Source organism: Rhodococcoides fascians A44A (assembly GCF_000760735.1).
Lineage (GTDB): Bacteria > Actinomycetota > Actinomycetes > Mycobacteriales > Mycobacteriaceae > Rhodococcoides > Rhodococcoides fascians_E.
In genome coordinates, this window is the sequence record NZ_JMEX01000004.1 from 75,716 (window position 1) to 90,822 (window position 15,107).

At 66.0% G+C, this 15,107-nt stretch carries 18 protein-coding genes; 2 read left to right on the top strand and 16 right to left on the bottom strand.

The window, feature by feature from the left end; all coding sequences use genetic code 11:
• Nucleotides 1–40 precede the first annotated feature (40 nt).
• The 7 genes from BH95_RS01325 to BH95_RS01355 all read right to left on the bottom strand — a co-directional run bounded on the left by BH95_RS01325 (nucleotide 41) and on the right by BH95_RS01355 (nucleotide 7,369).
• A complete protein-coding gene (locus tag BH95_RS01325) occupies nucleotides 41–976 on the bottom strand; it encodes a TM2 domain-containing protein (RefSeq protein ID WP_037180699.1) in 936 nt (311 codons plus the stop codon).
• Nucleotides 977–979: 3 nt separating this feature from the next.
• A complete protein-coding gene (gene lgt / locus BH95_RS01330) occupies nucleotides 980–2,014 on the bottom strand; it encodes a prolipoprotein diacylglyceryl transferase (protein WP_019665854.1) in 1,035 nt (344 codons plus the stop codon).
• The gene (trpA, locus tag BH95_RS01335) at nucleotides 2,014–2,817 is read right to left on the bottom strand and encodes a tryptophan synthase subunit alpha (RefSeq protein ID WP_020112017.1); all 804 of its coding nucleotides are present in this window, start codon (nucleotides 2,815–2,817) and stop codon (nucleotides 2,014–2,016) included. The genes lgt and trpA overlap by 1 nt, the downstream gene beginning before the upstream one ends.
• Nucleotides 2,814–4,127, bottom strand: a complete 1,314-nt coding sequence (trpB, locus tag BH95_RS01340) for a tryptophan synthase subunit beta (RefSeq protein WP_019665856.1) — start codon at nucleotides 4,125–4,127, stop codon at nucleotides 2,814–2,816. Before trpB ends, trpA begins: the two co-directional genes overlap by 4 nt.
• 72 nt (nucleotides 4,128–4,199) lie before the next feature.
• Nucleotides 4,200–5,009: an indole-3-glycerol phosphate synthase TrpC gene (gene trpC, locus BH95_RS01345; RefSeq protein ID WP_019665857.1), complete on the bottom strand. Its 810-nt coding sequence runs from the start codon at nucleotides 5,007–5,009 to the stop codon at nucleotides 4,200–4,202.
• Between the two features lie 78 nt (nucleotides 5,010–5,087).
• Entirely contained in the window at nucleotides 5,088–5,786 is a 699-nt protein-coding gene (locus BH95_RS01350; RefSeq protein WP_037180701.1) for a TIGR02234 family membrane protein, read from the bottom strand.
• Nucleotides 5,783–7,369 carry an anthranilate synthase component I gene (locus BH95_RS01355; protein WP_019665859.1) on the bottom strand — a complete coding sequence of 529 codons (1,587 nt, stop codon included), beginning with the start codon at nucleotides 7,367–7,369 and terminating at the stop codon, nucleotides 5,783–5,785. Before BH95_RS01355 ends, BH95_RS01350 begins: the two co-directional genes overlap by 4 nt.
• Nucleotides 7,370–7,448: 79 nt before the next feature.
• Here BH95_RS01355 and BH95_RS01360 point away from each other — a divergent pair, with 79 nt between their 5' ends.
• Nucleotides 7,449–7,913, top strand: coding sequence for a peroxiredoxin (locus BH95_RS01360; RefSeq protein ID WP_033188589.1), 465 nt, complete (start codon nucleotides 7,449–7,451; stop codon nucleotides 7,911–7,913).
• A 93-nt stretch (nucleotides 7,914–8,006) separates the two neighbouring features.
• Entirely contained in the window at nucleotides 8,007–8,504 is a 498-nt protein-coding gene (locus tag BH95_RS01365) for a MarR family winged helix-turn-helix transcriptional regulator (RefSeq protein ID WP_019665861.1), read from the top strand.
• 5 nt (nucleotides 8,505–8,509) lie between these two features.
• Here the strand turns inward: BH95_RS01365 and hisI are convergent, their stop codons facing one another.
• Genes hisI through BH95_RS01410 form a run of 9 tightly spaced genes read right to left on the bottom strand, consistent with a single transcriptional unit; the run spans nucleotide 8,510 to nucleotide 15,104 of the window.
• Entirely contained in the window at nucleotides 8,510–8,848 is a 339-nt protein-coding gene (gene hisI, locus BH95_RS01370; protein WP_019665862.1) for a phosphoribosyl-AMP cyclohydrolase, read from the bottom strand.
• Between the two features lie 58 nt (nucleotides 8,849–8,906).
• A complete protein-coding gene (hisF, locus tag BH95_RS01375) occupies nucleotides 8,907–9,680 on the bottom strand; it encodes an imidazole glycerol phosphate synthase subunit HisF (RefSeq protein ID WP_019665863.1) in 774 nt (257 codons plus the stop codon).
• Nucleotides 9,677–10,507 (bottom strand): inositol monophosphatase family protein, encoded by an 831-nt coding sequence (locus BH95_RS01380; protein ID WP_037180703.1) that lies wholly within the window; start codon nucleotides 10,505–10,507, stop codon nucleotides 9,677–9,679. The genes hisF and BH95_RS01380 overlap by 4 nt, the downstream gene beginning before the upstream one ends.
• A 27-nt stretch (nucleotides 10,508–10,534) precedes the next feature.
• Entirely contained in the window at nucleotides 10,535–11,269 is a 735-nt protein-coding gene (gene priA / locus BH95_RS01385) for a bifunctional 1-(5-phosphoribosyl)-5-((5-phosphoribosylamino)methylideneamino)imidazole-4-carboxamide isomerase/phosphoribosylanthranilate isomerase PriA (RefSeq protein ID WP_026347902.1), read from the bottom strand.
• A 32-nt stretch (nucleotides 11,270–11,301) separates the two neighbouring features.
• Entirely contained in the window at nucleotides 11,302–11,550 is a 249-nt protein-coding gene (locus BH95_RS01390) for a hypothetical protein (protein WP_019665866.1), read from the bottom strand.
• Nucleotides 11,551–11,561: 11 nt separating this feature from the next.
• Nucleotides 11,562–12,191: an imidazole glycerol phosphate synthase subunit HisH gene (gene hisH, locus BH95_RS01395; protein WP_019665867.1), complete on the bottom strand. Its 630-nt coding sequence runs from the start codon at nucleotides 12,189–12,191 to the stop codon at nucleotides 11,562–11,564.
• Between the two features lie 9 nt (nucleotides 12,192–12,200).
• Nucleotides 12,201–13,313 carry an MFS transporter gene (locus tag BH95_RS01400; protein WP_037180705.1) on the bottom strand — a complete coding sequence of 371 codons (1,113 nt, stop codon included), beginning with the start codon at nucleotides 13,311–13,313 and terminating at the stop codon, nucleotides 12,201–12,203.
• Between the two features lie 49 nt (nucleotides 13,314–13,362).
• Nucleotides 13,363–13,992 (bottom strand): imidazoleglycerol-phosphate dehydratase HisB, encoded by a 630-nt coding sequence (hisB, locus tag BH95_RS01405; RefSeq protein ID WP_019665869.1) that lies wholly within the window; start codon nucleotides 13,990–13,992, stop codon nucleotides 13,363–13,365.
• The gene (locus tag BH95_RS01410) at nucleotides 13,989–15,104 is read right to left on the bottom strand and encodes a histidinol-phosphate transaminase (protein ID WP_371828303.1); all 1,116 of its coding nucleotides are present in this window, start codon (nucleotides 15,102–15,104) and stop codon (nucleotides 13,989–13,991) included. The genes hisB and BH95_RS01410 overlap by 4 nt, the downstream gene beginning before the upstream one ends.
• Nucleotides 15,105–15,107 lie beyond the last annotated feature (3 nt).

Below are 15,107 nucleotides of genomic sequence, written 5' to 3' on the forward strand. Positions count from 1 at the left end.
TCCACCGGCAGGCAGCCACCAGCGAACGATGCCGGCGGATTCAGTCCCGCAGCGGGCGTCCGTTCTGATCGCGCACGTTCCCGGTGAGCATCATGATCCCGTCGATCAACGGCCAGATTCCGCCGATACCGCACGTCAACCACGTCACCGCAATCTGTGCAACGGCCATCCCTGGCTGATTCAGGTAGAACCGTCCGGCACCGAACGGACCGAGGAGTATTCCGAGCACCCCGCCGGTCACCTTCGACTTGTCGGACAACGGCTCGCCCGTCACCGGATGACGGCCGTAGGGAGCGACGGGATCCACACCGTACGGTCCCACGGCATACGCGGGTGGCACGGGATACCCGGGCGGCGGACCGTAGCCATCCGGTGCACCGTAGCCCGGTTGCGGACCGTAACCCTGTGGACCGAAACCCTGTGGAGCACCGAAACCCTGCGGAGCACCGAAACCCTGCTGGGGACCGTAACCCTGGGATCCGCCATAACCCTGCTGCGGACCGTAACCCTGTCCGTCGTACGGGCCCGGTTGCGGATAGTTCGGATCCGGCGGGCCGTACACGGGGCCGCCCGGTGCGCCGAATGCAGTCGTCGGTGAATCCGCTTGGTAAGGCGGGTAACCCTGAGAATCAGGGGCGTGAGCGGCCGTCGGATCACCGGCCGCGGACGCGCGCTTGCCCAGATCGACCGTCGGCTGCGGTGTGGTGTCCGGAGTGCTGGGCGGCGGGTAGCTGGGACTTTCACCCCAACCCGGACCGTTCCCGACCCCGGAGTGGACGTCCCAGCCTGGGCCGGACCCGGAACCGGAGCCGACGGCTCCCGTCACCGGGCCTGCCTCCGAGGTGGCAGGCGGCTCGGACAGCGACGCCTCGGCGGTTGCGTCGTAGTCGAACGACGAGGCGAACTCGGGCCGCGACTCGGTGCCGTCGGATGCGCTACCGGAACCGGATTCCTGATTCTTGTCGGACTCGCTCACCGGTCACTCCTTGTTCGAGGTGGACTGCGCATCGGTCCCCGGCGCCGCGTTGTCGCCGGACGGAACCTCGGCGGCATCGTCGCCGTCGGATGGTTCGTCCCCGGACCTGTCCTCGCCTTCGGACCTGTCGCCGGCCGCGAACCGGTCGTCGTCGAACCTGTCGTCGTCGGACCGGAGCGATGCCGGGTCCTCGCGGCCCTTGGTGGCGAGGACGAAGTACAGCACGGCAAGCACGAACACGATGGCCGACGTGAAGCTGTTGATGCGGATGCCTGCGATGTGGGTGGCGTAGTCGTCGCGCATGAGCTCGACCCAGAACCGACCTGCGCAGTACCCCGCAACATAGAGTGCGAACAGACGACCGTGGCCGATCGAGAACCTGCGGTCCACGACGACCAACAGCGCCACGACGGCGAGACTCCACAGCAGTTCGTACAGGAACGTCGGATGAACGATCTTCTCCACGACGCCCGTCGACACTCCGGTGAGTTGATCGATGCGGCCCGAGTCGTTCACGCGCTCGTAGATCTCGAGTCCCCACGGCACCGTCGTGTCACGGCCGTACAGTTCCTGGTTGAAATAGTTACCGATGCGGCCGATGGCCTGAGCCAGCAGAATCGGAGGACCCACGGCGTCGCCGAACGCGGGCAACGGAATTCCTCGTCGCCTGCACGCGATCCAGGCGCCGACACCACCGAGAAGCACCGCGCCCCAGATTCCGAGGCCGCCCTCCCACACCTTGAGTGCCCGCACGGGATCGCCACCTGGACCGAAGTACGTGCTCCAGTCGGTCGCCACGTGATAGAGCCGCCCGCCCAGCAGACCGAACGGGACCGCCCACACGGCGACGTCGAGAACCGTGCCCTTCGTGCCTCCACGAGCAACCCACCGGCGATCGCCCCACACGATGGCAACGACGATCCCGACGATGATGAACAGTGCGTACGCACGCAGAGCCAGAGGCCCGACGTACCAGACTCCCTGAGGAGGACTGGGAATGTACGCGAGTACTGCGGACGACGCGGAGCTGCCGGACATCACGACGCCACGTTAGCGGATCGGACGCCTTCGGCGAGTTCCGACGTGAGCTCGGCGACCGCATCCAGGCCGCGGTCCACGGCACTGACGAGCGCTGATCCGACGATGACCGCGTCGGCGAACTGCGCGATCTCGGCAGCTTGCGCACCCGACCGGACACCGAGGCCGACGCCCACCGGAATGTCCGAGTGGCGACGAATACGGGCCGTCAGTTCGGGCGCCGCCGAGGACACGGCATCGCGGGCGCCGGTGACACCCATCGTCGACGCGGCGTAGACGAACCCGCGGCTCGCCGCGACCGTGCTGGCGATACGCTCCTCCGTCGACGACGGCGCGACGAGGAAGATGCGGTCGAGGTCATGTCTGTCCGACGCTTCGATCCACTCCCCTGCCTCGTCGGGGATGAGATCGGGCGTGATGATGCCGAGCCCTCCTGCGGCCGCGAGATCACGAGCGAACGCGTCGATCCCGTAGCGCATGACCAAGTTCCAGTACGTCATCACCACGGCCTTGCCACCCGCCGCGGAAACCTTTTCCACGACGGTGAACACGTCGCGAACCCGTGCACCCGCTCGCAGGGCGGTGTCGGCCGCGGCCTGGATCGTCGGTCCGTCCATGACCGGATCCGAATACGGAATCCCGACCTCGACGATGTCGCAACCGGCCGAGACCATGGTCTGGAACACCTCGATCGACTCGGGCACCGTCGGGAATCCTGCAGGCAGATACCCGACGAGAGCAGCGCGATTCTCCGAGCGGCACTGTGCGAACGTGTCCGCGAGCCTCGAACGTCGTTCGGTCATGCTTTCTCGCCCTTCTCGCCGTCTACTTCTGCATCACCGTCACCGTCGACCAGGCCGAACCACTCCGCCGCGGTGTCGACGTCCTTGTCGCCGCGACCGGATAGGTTGACCAGGACGATGGCACCCTCACCGAGTTCCTTGCCCAGCTTCAACGCTCCGGCCACCGCGTGTGCGGACTCGATGGCAGGGATGATTCCTTCGGTACGACTCAGCAGCCGGAACGCGTTCATCGCCTCGGTGTCGGTGATGCCGCGGTACTCGGCACGGCCGATGTCGTTGAGGTACGAGTGCTCCGGACCGACACCCGGATAGTCCAGCCCGGCCGAGATGGAGTGCGATTCGATGGTCTGCCCGTCCTCGTCCTGCAGCAAGTACGAGTAGGTGCCGTGCAACGTACCGGGCGAACCACCACTGATCGTCGCGGCGTGCCTGCCTGTCTCCACGCCATCGCCCGCTGCTTCGAATCCGATCAGACGCACCGACGGATCGTCGATGAAGGCATGGAAGATTCCGATGGCGTTCGATCCGCCACCGACGCAGGCGGCGATGGCGTCGGGCAACCGCCCGGTGGACGCTTGAACCTGCTGCCGCGCTTCGAGTCCGATGATGCGCTGGAAATCGCGCACCATAGCCGGGAAGGGATGCGGCCCGGCGACGGTGCCGAAGCAGTAGTACGTGTTGTCCGCGTGGGCAACCCAATCCCGCAGCGCCTCGTTGATCGCATCCTTCAGGGTTCGCGAACCGGATTTCACCGCGACAACCGAGGATCCGAGCAACCGCATGCGGGCGACGTTCAGAGCCTGACGCTCGGTGTCGACCTCACCCATGTACACGACGCAGTCGAGACCGAGCAGAGCGCACGCGGTTGCTGTGGCGACACCGTGTTGTCCCGCACCGGTTTCCGCGATGACCCGCGTCTTACCCATACGCTTGGCCAGAAGAACCTGACCGAGCACATTGTTGATCTTGTGAGATCCGGTGTGGTTGAGGTCTTCTCGCTTGAGGAGAATGCGCGCACCGCCTGCGTGCTCGGACAGACGGGTCGCCTCGAACACAGGGGACGGCCGTCCGGTGTAATCACGCTGGAGTCGATCGAGCTCGCCGAGGAACTCGTTGTCCGAGCGAACCTTGTCGTACTCGGCGGTGACCTCTTCGATGACGCCCATGAGCGCCTCGGGCACGAACCGGCCACCGTAGACGCCGAAGTGCCCACCTACGTCGGGATCGTGTTGGCTACGGTCGGTCAACCCCAGACTGCTCTGAGGAAGATCGCCGCCCTTGAAACCGGGGTTCGTCTGCGCGCTGCTCACCCGAACAGTCTGCCCCAGCGGCCGCCGGCGGCGACCATCGGGGCAGGATCGATCGGACGGTGGACTTGCCTGTCAGCGAGCGGGGCGAGGGCAGGACGGGTGTGTGCCCGCAGTGACGAGATCCGACACGGCCGTGCGTGGATCACCGCTGGTGACCAAACCTTCTCCGACCAGTACGGCGTCCGCTCCTGCACCTGCGTAGGCCAGGAGATCTGCGGTTCCGCGTACACCGGACTCGGCAACGCGGATGACCTCGCTGGGCAGCCCGGGGGCGATGCGACCGAAGCTGTCACGATCGATTTCCAGCGTCTTCAGGTTGCGGGCGTTGATTCCGATCACCCGGGCACCCGCTTCGAGCGCCCTGTCGGCCTCGGCTTCGGTGTGAACCTCGACGAGCGCGGTCATTCCGAGCGACTCCGTGCGATCGAGCAACGACACGAGCGCGTCCTGCTCCAGCGCCGCGACGATCAGCAGAATCACGTCGGCGCCGTGCGCCCGCGCCTCGTGAATCTGGTACGGACCGACGATGAAGTCCTTGCGCAACACCGGAATACTCACGGCCTTGCGTACGGCGTCCAAGTCTGCGAGCGAGCCGTGGAACCGGCGTTCCTCCGTGAGCACACTGATGATGCGTGCACCGCCCTGCTCGTACGCCTGGGCGAGTGTGGCGGGATCACCGATCTCGGCGAGCGCGCCCTTCGACGGACTTGCCCGCTTGACCTCGGCGATGACACCGATTCCGTCCTCGTGCAGCGCTGCCGTCGCGTTCAGCGGTGCGGGTGCTTTTGCCGCTGCCGCCTTCACGGTCGCGAAGTCGACAACCGACTCCCGGGCAGCGACATCGGCTCGCACACCGTCCAGAATCGAATCGAGAACAGTCATGGTGACCCGAGTCCTTTCCCATCGATGACCTGATGTGAGAAAACTCATTTCAGGCCTGTCCTAGCGTAGTCGGCAGCTTCAGTCTTCTTTTCTCCGGGTGCCCGACGGGTCGGTGGGGTCCTCACCGGCGTCGAGTGCGTCCCACAGCATTCGTTCCGTCAAGTCTTCCCCCTCGTCGTTCGAAGTGGCCCGGTCCGTGGCCGACGATGCTGCCGCTGATGCTCGCCGTGCCACTTCCTCACGACGCGCAGCGGGTGCGTCGTACTTCGAAGACAGTACCTTCCGTGCGGTCGGTTTCCTAAGCAGCATGACGGCGGCGAGCGCCGCGCACAGTGCGCCCACCAGTGCGACGACCGCGGGCAACGTGAACGCCTCCGCGCCGACCACGTCCGCGCGCCCGGGAAGCTCGGCCAGATCCGCAGCCCTCGCCTCCGACACGTCCGAGACCAGAGCCTGTACTGCAGGAATCCCTGCCCCGACCGCCACGAGCCCCACGAGAACCGCGAGAACGCGAGAAGCCCACCCCCGCACCGCGAACGACGCGGCAACCGCCGCCACCAACGCCAGCGCCAACGGAGTCGATGCCGCTGCCCACGTGCTTCCGAGGAGATCCGTCGCGCGGTCCTCGCCGAGCCCGTCGGACGAGATCACGTGAACCCACGTCATCCGCGAACTCCCCCACAGACAGAGCGCCCCGACGAGCATCGCGACGACGGGGATCGCCGCAGCTCTCGATTTCGCCGGTCGCCCGGTGCCCGACGCCGGAGCTGCGGTCACTTCTCGTTCCCTCCCGCCGCATCGTTGCCGACGGCTCGGAGGGATTCGGCCGCGGCAACGGCGCCCAGAACCGCCATCGCCTTGTTCCGTGCCTCGGTGTCCTCGTACTCTGCGACCGAGTCGGCGACCACACCCGCTCCGGCCTGTACATAGGCCGTGCCGTCTTTCATCAGAGCCGTGCGAATCGCGATCGCAGTGTCGGCGTCACCGGAAAAGTCCAGGTATCCGACGATCCCGCCGTACACACCACGCCGCGTCGGTTCGAGTTCGTCGATCAACTCCATCGCGCGCACCTTCGGCGCACCGGACAGCGTTCCTGCCGGGAAGCACGCCTTGACTGCATCGAGTGCCTGCTTGTCTTCGGCCAGATGTCCCGAGACGACGGACACCAAATGCATGACGTGGCTGTATCGCTCGATGTGGCGATAGTCGTGCACCCGCACGGTGCCCGGCGTGCACACGCGCCCCAAGTCGTTGCGACCGAGATCGACCAGCATCAGGTGCTCGGCGTTCTCCTTCTCGTCCGCCAGGAGGTCCTTCTCGAGGAGGATGTCCTCCTCCTCGGACTCGCCTCGCCACCTCGTACCGGCGATCGGGTGAGTCGTGGCGACACCGTCGACGACGGTCACGAGAGCTTCGGGGCTGGATCCGACGATCGAGAACGCGGTCTCGCCGTCCTCGCCCGGCACGTGCAGCAGGTACATGTACGGGCTGGGATTCGACGCTCGAAGCATGCGATACACGTCGAGCGGCGTGGCGTCGGTGTCCATTTCGAATCGCTGCGACAGCACCACCTGGAAGGCTTCGCCCGCCTCGATTTCCTTCACGAGCCTGTCGACGTCCCGTCCGAATCCTTCGGACGTGCGCTGACGGCGGTAGTCCGGCTTGGGTCGGCTCACCGTCGACACGGTCGAGGGTGCGGGCGCCGCGAGATCCGCGCACATTCGGTCCAGTCTGCGAACTGCGTCGTCGTACGCCTCGTCGACACGATCGTCCGTGCCGTCCCAGTTCACCGCGTTGGCGATGAGAGTGATCGCGCCTTCGTGGTGATCGACGGCCGCGAGATCGGTTGCCAGCAGCATCACCATCTCCGGCACCTGCAGGTCGTCCTGAGCGTGCTCCGGCAGCTTCTCGATACGCCGAACAGCGTCGTACCCCATGTAGCCGACCATGCCGCCCGTCAACGGCGGCAGATCGGGAAGCCGTTCCGAGCGCAGTAGTTCGAGCGTCCTTCCCAGAACGTCCAGCGGGTTGCCGCCGGTCGGGACGCCCGCGGGGACGTTGCCGCGCCACACCGCCTCACCGTCGGCCGTCGTCAACGCTGCAGGTGTTCCTGCACCGATGAACGACCACCGTGACCAGGACCGGCCGTTTTCGGCGGACTCGAACAGAAACGTGCCCGGCCGGTCGCCACCGAGCTTGCGGTAGGCGGACAGTGGGGTCTCCGAGTCCGCGAGAACCTTGCGCACCACCGGCACCACTCGGTGCTCGGCTGCGAGCGCCCGAAAGACCTCGCGACTGGTTGTCGATTCCGCATCCGGATCGGAGTGGACGCCGGGCAGGGTGGTGGTCTCGCCATGCATGCGTCCATCCTCCCAGGTGCCCGACAGAAGGTGTGGTGCGCGGTGGTCTTCGAACTTACCGAGCGGTAGCGTCGCAGGAATGAAACCAGGAGATCGTGTAGAGAACTTCACGTTGCCGGACCAGAGCGGAACCCCGCAATCGCTCGACACGCTGCTGCAGAACGGGCCCGTGGTGCTGTTCTTCTACCCCGGCGCACTCACACCGGGCTGCACCGTCGAAGCCTGCCACTTCCGCGACCTCGCCGCCGAGTTCGCCGAGGCCGGTGCCACTCGCGTGGGAATCAGCACCGATGCAGTTTCCAAGCAGGCCGAGTTCGCCGACGTGAAGTCCTTCGACTATCCGCTGCTGTCGGACGAGTCCGGCGCCGTCGCCACACAGTTCGGAGTGCGACGCGGCCTGCTCGGCAAGCTGTCCCCGGTCAAGCGGGCAACGTTCGTCATCGACACGGACCGGACCGTTCTCGACGTCTTCACCAGCGAATTCAGGTTCGAGGCGCACGCCGACCACGCGCTGGAGTTCGTTCGGAACCGCTCGAAGGCATAGCCACCGCACGGGGCGATAACGTGAACCTTCAATCGAGTGAAACACTGTGTTGACTACAACCAACTGTTCGCTCGAAAGAAGGGTTGCCCCGCGATGGCCGAGTCGGTAGACCACTCCGAACCACGCTGGCTCACCGACAGCCAACAAGAGGCCTGGCGCTCCGTAGTCGCGATCATCACCCGACTCCCCGCGGCTCTGGACACGCAGCTCCAGCGCGACTCCTCGCTGACACACTTCGACTACTTCGTGTTGTCCGTGCTGTCCGAGGACCCGAACCGGCGAATCCAGCTGCGCGACCTCGCCAAATTCGCCAACGCATCGTTGTCGAGGTTGTCCCACGTGGTGACCAAGCTCGAGAAGATCGGCTGGGTACGCCGCGAGAGCATCGAAGGCTCACGTGGCAGCTACGCCGTCCTCACGGACGCAGGAATGGACAAAGTCGTCGAATCGGCACCAGGCCACGTCGCCACCGTCCAAGCCCTGCTGTTCGAAGGACTCGACGACGACCAGGTCACCGCACTCGGCCGACTCAGCTCCACCATCCTCACCCAACTCGACAAGGGCATTGCCGAAGGCACAGGCAAAGCCTGACTGCACTAGCTCAACAGCACGTCGGCATCGAAGCAGGTGTGGTCACCGGTGTGACAGGCGCCGCCTTCTTGATCGACGACGAGGAGAACGGTGTCTCCGTCGCAGTCGAGTCGAACCTCGTGGACGTACTGGGTGTGGCCGGACGTCTCGCCCTTCACCCAGTACTCCTGCCGCGAACGCGAATAGTAGGTTCCCTTGCGCGTTTCCAGCGTCCGAGCCAGGGCTTCGTCGTCCATCCAGGCGACCATCAGAACGTCACCGGACGACTTCTCCTGAGCTACGGCGCTGACGAGACCCGCCTCGTTGCGTTTGAGGCGTGCCGCGATAGCGGGGTCGAGACTCATGACAACCGTTATACCTCTCGAATCGACAGCGACACCCTCGGTACGACCGAGGGGCGCATCACCTGACGACGATGCCGTCGCTGCGCATTGCGTCCTTGACCTGGGAGATCGTGAGATCCCCGAAGTGGAAGACGCTGGCCGCGAGGACTGCGTCCGCGCCTGCCCTCACCGCCGGCGGGAAATGCTCGACCAGTCCTGCTCCGCCGCTGGCGATCACCGGCACGTGCACGGCTCGACGAACCTCTGCGATCATCGGCAGATCGAAACCCGCCTTGGTTCCGTCCGCGTCCATCGAGTTCAGCAGAATTTCGCCGACACCCAATTCGGCACCACGAACCGCCCACTCGACAGCATCGATGCCCGTGCCGCGCTTTCCACCGTGCGTCGTCACTTCCCAACCCGACGGTGTGTCCTGCCCGCCGGTCGGCACGGTCCTCGCGTCCACCGACAGCACGATGCACTGTGATCCGAACCGTTCGCTCAGTTCGCGGAGAAGCTCCGGGCGCGCGATGGCGGCGGTGTTCACGCTCACCTTGTCCGCGCCTGCACGCAGCAGCCTGTCGACGTCCGCAACGGTGCGCACTCCCCCGCCGACGGTCAGCGGAATGAACACCTGCTCAGCAGTTCGGCTGACGACGTCGAGCATCGTTGCGCGGTCCGAAGTGGACGCGGTGACGTCCAGGAACGTCAATTCGTCGGCACCTTGGGCGTCGTAGGCCGCCGCGAGTTCCACGGGATCGCCTGCGTCCCGCAGGTTCTCGAAGTTCACGCCTTTCACGACGCGGCCTGCGTCGACATCGAGGCACGGGATGACACGTACGGCGACGCTCATCGCACTCGTCCTTCCAGGAAATCGGCGGGATCACCGAGGTCGGTGATGACCTTCAGCAGTTCGTCGTGTGCTCCGGGAGAGGCAGCGAGCACCGACGTCGAATCGACGGTCCACGGCTCACCCGCCAGGTCGGTGACCACGCCGCCTGCTGCCTGCACCAGCAGCGCGCCCGCCGCGTTGTCCCACGCACGGTGACCGAACACGACGCATCCGCCGAGCACTCCGCTCGCCGTGTAGGCGAGGTCGACGCCGGTGGCACCGTGCATACGCAAGCGGGAGGACACCTTCGACAGCTCTTCGAGGATTCGCACCCGGTACAGGCCTGGCGTGCGGCCTCGGCTGGCGATGTTGAACGCACCGAACCCGATCATCGAATCCGACAGTGCGCGACTGCCCAGTCTCGGCAATGCCTCACCGTTCAGATGCACGTGCCCACCGGCTGCCGCCGTGAACCGATGCCCGACGAGCGGGAGCCAGGTCAACCCGAGCACCGGCACGCCGTCGTGCAGCAACGCCAACAACGTTCCGGCCGAGGGCAATCCGGCCGAGTAGTTGAACGTCCCGTCGATGGGGTCGAGGACCCACACCGTGCCCGTACTCAGATCCGGCCCGCCGAACTCTTCACCGTGAACCGCAATCCCGGTGTGCTCGACCAGTTCTGCGGACAACCGCTTCTCCAGTTCGAGATCGACCGCGGTCGCGAAGTCGTCCGGCCCCTTCTGCACCGCGCTCGGAGCACCGACGCCCGCGACGAAGCGGTCGTGGGTACCGTCGAGCAAACGACCGGCGATCTCCAGCAACCGTTGCGGGTCCTCGGGCAGGCTCATCGATGAAATGTCTCTCGTCTTCCGGTACTAGCGGGACACGGCCGCGAGGGCGTCGGGCAATGTGAATCGGCCCGCGTACAGCGCTTTACCGACGATCGAGCCTTCGACTCCCTCGGGTACCAGCGACGCGATCGCGCGGAGGTCCTCGATCGTGGAGACGCCTCCGGACGCGATGACCGGCTTGTCGGTCTTCTCGCACATCTGGCGAAGCAGGTCGAGATTCGGTCCGGTGAGTGTGCCGTCCTTCGTCACGTCGGTGACGACGTACCGGGAGCAACCGTCGCGCTCGAGCCGCTCGAGAACCTCCCACAGATCACCGCCGTCGCTGACCCACCCGCGGCCACGCAGACGGTTCTGCCCCTCGACGATCAGCACGTCCAGCCCGACGGCGACCCTGTCGCCGAACTCGCCGATCGCCCGCGAGCACCACTCCGGGTCCTCCAACGCAGCGGTTCCGAGATTGACACGCGCACAACCCGTCGCGAGCGCCGCACGAAGCGACTCGTCGTCGCGAATTCCGCCGGACAGTTCCACCTTCACGTCGAGTTCGCCGACGACCTCGGCCAGCAACTCACGGTTGGATCCACGACCGAACGCGGCGTCGAGGTCCACGAGATGGACCCATTCGGCACCGTCGTTCTGCCACGCGAGGGCGGCGTCACGAGGCGATCCGTACTTGGTTTCGCTCCCCGCCTCTCCCTGAACGAGACGGACAGCTTCGCCGCCTGCGACATCGACAGCAGGCAATAAGACCAGGCTCACGTGCGATTATGCTACTGCCATCGACGACGCCGTCAGCGCTCAGGGTCTCCGCTGCCGTCCTCGACCGAACCCTCTGCGCCCAGACCGCGGCGAGTCATGCGTGTGGACACCACACCCATCGCGGTGATCGCCGCAGCGATTCCGATGGCAACGATCAAGAGCCCGACTCCTGGCCCCGGTCGCACGACGGCGACGATCGCGGTGGTGACGACGAGAACCAGCGTCGCGCTCCCGAGGGAGGCGACGGCCAGACGCCCGAACGAGAACTCCCGGTCGCTCACCTAGGCCGTGCTCACAGCGAGTCGATCCAGTTCTTCAGCAGCGCGGCCCCCGCGTCACCGGACTTCTCCGGATGGAACTGCGTAGCGGACAACGGACCGTTCTCGACGGCGGCGAGGAAATCACCGCCGTGATCGGCCCACGTCAGCAGAGGTGCGGCAATGGTGTCGCCGACGTCCATCTCCCACTTCTGGGTTGCGTACGAGTGCACGAAGTAGAACCGCGTATCGGCGTCGATACCGTCGAACAGAACGCTCTTCTCCGGTGCTCGGACGGTGTTCCAGCCCATGTGCGGCAGCACGTCCGCCTGCAGTCGTTCGACGGTCCCCGGCCACTCACCGCAACCAGCGGCCGACGTTCCGAATTCCACGCCACGGTCGAACATGATCTGCATTCCGACGCAGATGCCGAGGACCGGTCGACCACCGGCAAGACGTTGCCCGATGATCCGGTCTCCCTTGACTCCCAGGAGGCCCTCCATGCACGCAGCGAACGCGCCGACACCGGGCACCACCAACCCATCGGCCGCGAGCGCGATCTTGGGATCGGCGGTGACAGTGACGTCTGCGCCCACCCGGTCGAGGGCCCTTTTCGCGGAATGCAGATTGCCCGAGCCGTAATCGAGCAGCGCGACAGACTTCATGCCACCAGTCTATCCAGGCCGCCGCCACGAGTAGATCGCGACCACCGCGGCCATCGCGAGCGCCACCGACGCCGCCGTCGCGAATCCTGTGGCGTAGCCGACCGTCCCGACGATCACCCCGAGGGCCATGGCGCCTGCCCCGGTCCCCGCGTCGAACCCGATGTTCCAGGCGGCACTGGCCTGGCTGAATCTGTCCGGGCCGGCTGCACGGAACGTCATCACCAGGCTGTCGTTCTGGGTCGCTCCGTACCCGAGGCCGAACAGTACGGCCGCGGCGATGAACACAGCCGCGGGGTTGCGTTGTGCGACGGCGACAGCGAACAACGTTCCCCCACTGAACACCAGCAGCAGCGCTGGTGCGAGAGAGCGCCCGATGCCGAGACGATCCGCCACTGCGCCCGCGCCGTAGCGTCCGATCAGCATCGAACCGCTGATCACGGCGAGGGAGACACCGATCATCGACTCCCGGCCGGGCTCGGCGATCGGCAGCAGACTGGACAACCCACCGAACGACGCAGATGCCGCCGCGACGGCGAGACACGGAATCACCAGCGCGCGTGCCGACGATCGTCCGTCGGACTTGTCCCGACGCGGCGGAGCCATCGGCCGTACCGGCGGCAGAAAAACGATCGCGAACAGCCCGCTCACCGAGACCAGCGCCCCGACGACGAACACTGCCGTCGGGGACACGGAGAACAGCACGAGGCCGAGCGGCAACGTCACCATCTGCGACAGCGCCACCGCGATGCCCTGTGCTCCAGTGGCCCGCCCCAGCAGAACGGGCGGGGCCAACTCCGCCACCAATGCCGCACCGGCGACGGTCAACAGCCCGAAACCCACTCCGCGTACAGCGGATACAGCCAGCGCGGGCACCACAGCGGCCGACGCCACCAGGACGAGCGCAGGCACTCCGAGGAGGGTGCATCCCGCCGCGAGCACCGGCCGGTGACCGAAGCGAACTAGTAGCCGGGGAACGAAGAGCTGGGTGAGAACCGTCGTTGTCATGAACAAGGCCGTGGTTGCCCCGGCCACGGCCGCGGATCCGCCTCCGACCGACACTGCCAACGGAACGACGGGCAGGAGCAGTCCCCACCCACCGAACGCAGCCGCCCCCATGACCATCGCCGCGGGCAGCCCCTCGATCTTCAGGAGCCGAGAAGTCAAGCCGACGTCACAGACTGCCCTTGGTGGACGGAATTCCGGTGACCCGCGGGTCGTACTCGACCGCCTGCCGAAGTGCCCGGGCAACGGCCTTGAACTCGGCCTCGGTGATGTGATGCTGATCGCGTCCGTACAGAACCCGCACGTGCAGAGCGATTCTCGCGTTCATCGCCAGAGACTCGAACACGTGGCGGTTGATGACCGCGTGATACGGCACGCCCGGATACCCACCGATGACCGAATGCACCATGTAGTCCGGCTCGCCGGTGTGCACGCAGTAAGGCCGGCCGGACACGTCGACCGACGCGTGGACCTGAGTCTCGTCCATCGGGATGAAGGCGTCACCGAAGCGAGTGATGCCGGACTTGTCCCCCAGTGCCTGACCGAGAGCTTGACCCAACACGATCGCGGTGTCCTCGACGGTGTGATGAGCATCGATCTCCACGTCACCCTTGGCGTGCACCGTCAGATCGAATCGGCCGTGCGTGCCGAGTGCGGTCAACATGTGGTCGTAGAACGGCACACCGGTGGAGATGTCCACGATGCCCGTGCCGTCGAGGTCGATCTCGACGGTGATGTCCGATTCCTTCGTCGTGCGCTCGATGCGCGCGATCCTCGGTGCTCGCTCTGCTGCGGTCATCGGTGTGCCTCTGCTCGGTCGGTGTTGTCCAGTTGTTCGTGCGCGAGTGCCGCGCTGACGTCGAGGAATCGATCGTTCTCGGCGTCGAGGCCGATCGTGGTACGTAGGTACCCGGCGATGCCGACGTCGCGAATCAACACTCCGTCGTCGAGATACCGCTTCCACGTCGCGCCCGCGTCGGAGAACCGGCCGAACAGAACGAAGTTCGCGTCGCTGGGAACGACGTCGAACCCGAGCTCGGTCAGCCGTGCCATCACCCGATCCCGCTCGGCGGACAACTGCGCCACACTCGCAAGGGTTTCCGGTGCATGCCGCAGCGCCGCCAGCGCGGCGGCCTGCGTGACGACCGACAAGTGGTACGGCAAGCGCACCAGGAACATCGCGTCGACGATGGCGGGTGCGGCGACGAGGTAACCGAGCCGCCCACCGGCGAATGCGAAAGCCTTGCTCATCGTTCGGCTCACGACGAGCTTGGACGGATACTCGTCGATCAGACCGATTCCGCTGGGCTGTGCGGAAAATTCCGCGTACGCCTCGTCGAGAATTACGATTCCGCGTGCCGCGTCGAGAATCCGACGCAGGTCCGCGGACGCGATACTGTGCCCGGTCGGGTTGTTGGGGCTGGTCACGAACACGACGTCCGGATCACGCTGGGCGATGGCGTCGACGGCACGATCGATGTCGAGCGAGAAGTCCTCGCTCCTGTTCATCTCGAGCCATTCCGTCTGGGTCCCGGACGAGATGATCGGATGCATGGAGTACGACGGCACGAACCCCAGCGATGTCCGGCCGGGTCCACCGAACGCCTGAAGAAGCTGCTGCAGAATCTCGTTGGAGCCGTTGGCGGCCCAGACGTTGCTGACGTCGACCTCGAAGCCGGTCCGACCGGTCAGGTAGGTGGCCAGTGCCGCGCGGAGTTCGACGGCATCGCGATCGGGATACCGATGCAGTTCGGCCGCGGCCACCCGGACGGACTCCGCGACGTCGTCGACGAGCGCCTGTGTCGGAGGGTGCGGATTCTCGTTCGTGTTGAGCTGCACCGGAACCGACAGTTGCGGCGCTCCGTATGCCGTCTTGCCTCGCAGGCTCTCCCGCAACGGCAACTCGTCCATCGA

Excerpts from the sequence above, each read along its gene's own strand:
- lgt (WP_019665854.1), bottom strand. The coding sequence starts at position 2,014 with ATGTCCGGCAGCTCCGCGTCGTCCGCAGTACTCGCGTACATTCCCAGT.
- trpA (WP_020112017.1), bottom strand. The coding sequence starts at position 2,817 with ATGACCGAACGACGTTCGAGGCTCGCGGACACGTTCGCACAGTGCCGC.
- trpC (WP_019665857.1), bottom strand. The coding sequence starts at position 5,009 with ATGACTGTTCTCGATTCGATTCTGGACGGTGTGCGAGCCGATGTCGCT.
- BH95_RS01355 (WP_019665859.1), bottom strand. The coding sequence starts at position 7,369 with ATGCATGGCGAGACCACCACCCTGCCCGGCGTCCACTCCGATCCGGAT.
- BH95_RS01360 (WP_033188589.1), top strand. The coding sequence starts at position 7,449 with ATGAAACCAGGAGATCGTGTAGAGAACTTCACGTTGCCGGACCAGAGC.
- BH95_RS01365 (WP_019665861.1), top strand. The coding sequence starts at position 8,007 with ATGGCCGAGTCGGTAGACCACTCCGAACCACGCTGGCTCACCGACAGC.
- hisI (WP_019665862.1), bottom strand. The coding sequence starts at position 8,848 with ATGAGTCTCGACCCCGCTATCGCGGCACGCCTCAAACGCAACGAGGCG.
- hisF (WP_019665863.1), bottom strand. The coding sequence starts at position 9,680 with ATGAGCGTCGCCGTACGTGTCATCCCGTGCCTCGATGTCGACGCAGGC.
- BH95_RS01380 (WP_037180703.1), bottom strand. The coding sequence starts at position 10,507 with ATGAGCCTGCCCGAGGACCCGCAACGGTTGCTGGAGATCGCCGGTCGT.
- hisH (WP_019665867.1), bottom strand. The coding sequence starts at position 12,191 with ATGAAGTCTGTCGCGCTGCTCGATTACGGCTCGGGCAATCTGCATTCC.
- BH95_RS01400 (WP_037180705.1), bottom strand. The coding sequence starts at position 13,313 with ATGGTCATGGGGGCGGCTGCGTTCGGTGGGTGGGGACTGCTCCTGCCC.
- hisB (WP_019665869.1), bottom strand. The coding sequence starts at position 13,992 with ATGACCGCAGCAGAGCGAGCACCGAGGATCGCGCGCATCGAGCGCACG.
- BH95_RS01410 (WP_371828303.1), bottom strand. The coding sequence starts at position 15,104 with ATGGACGAGTTGCCGTTGCGGGAGAGCCTGCGAGGCAAGACGGCATAC.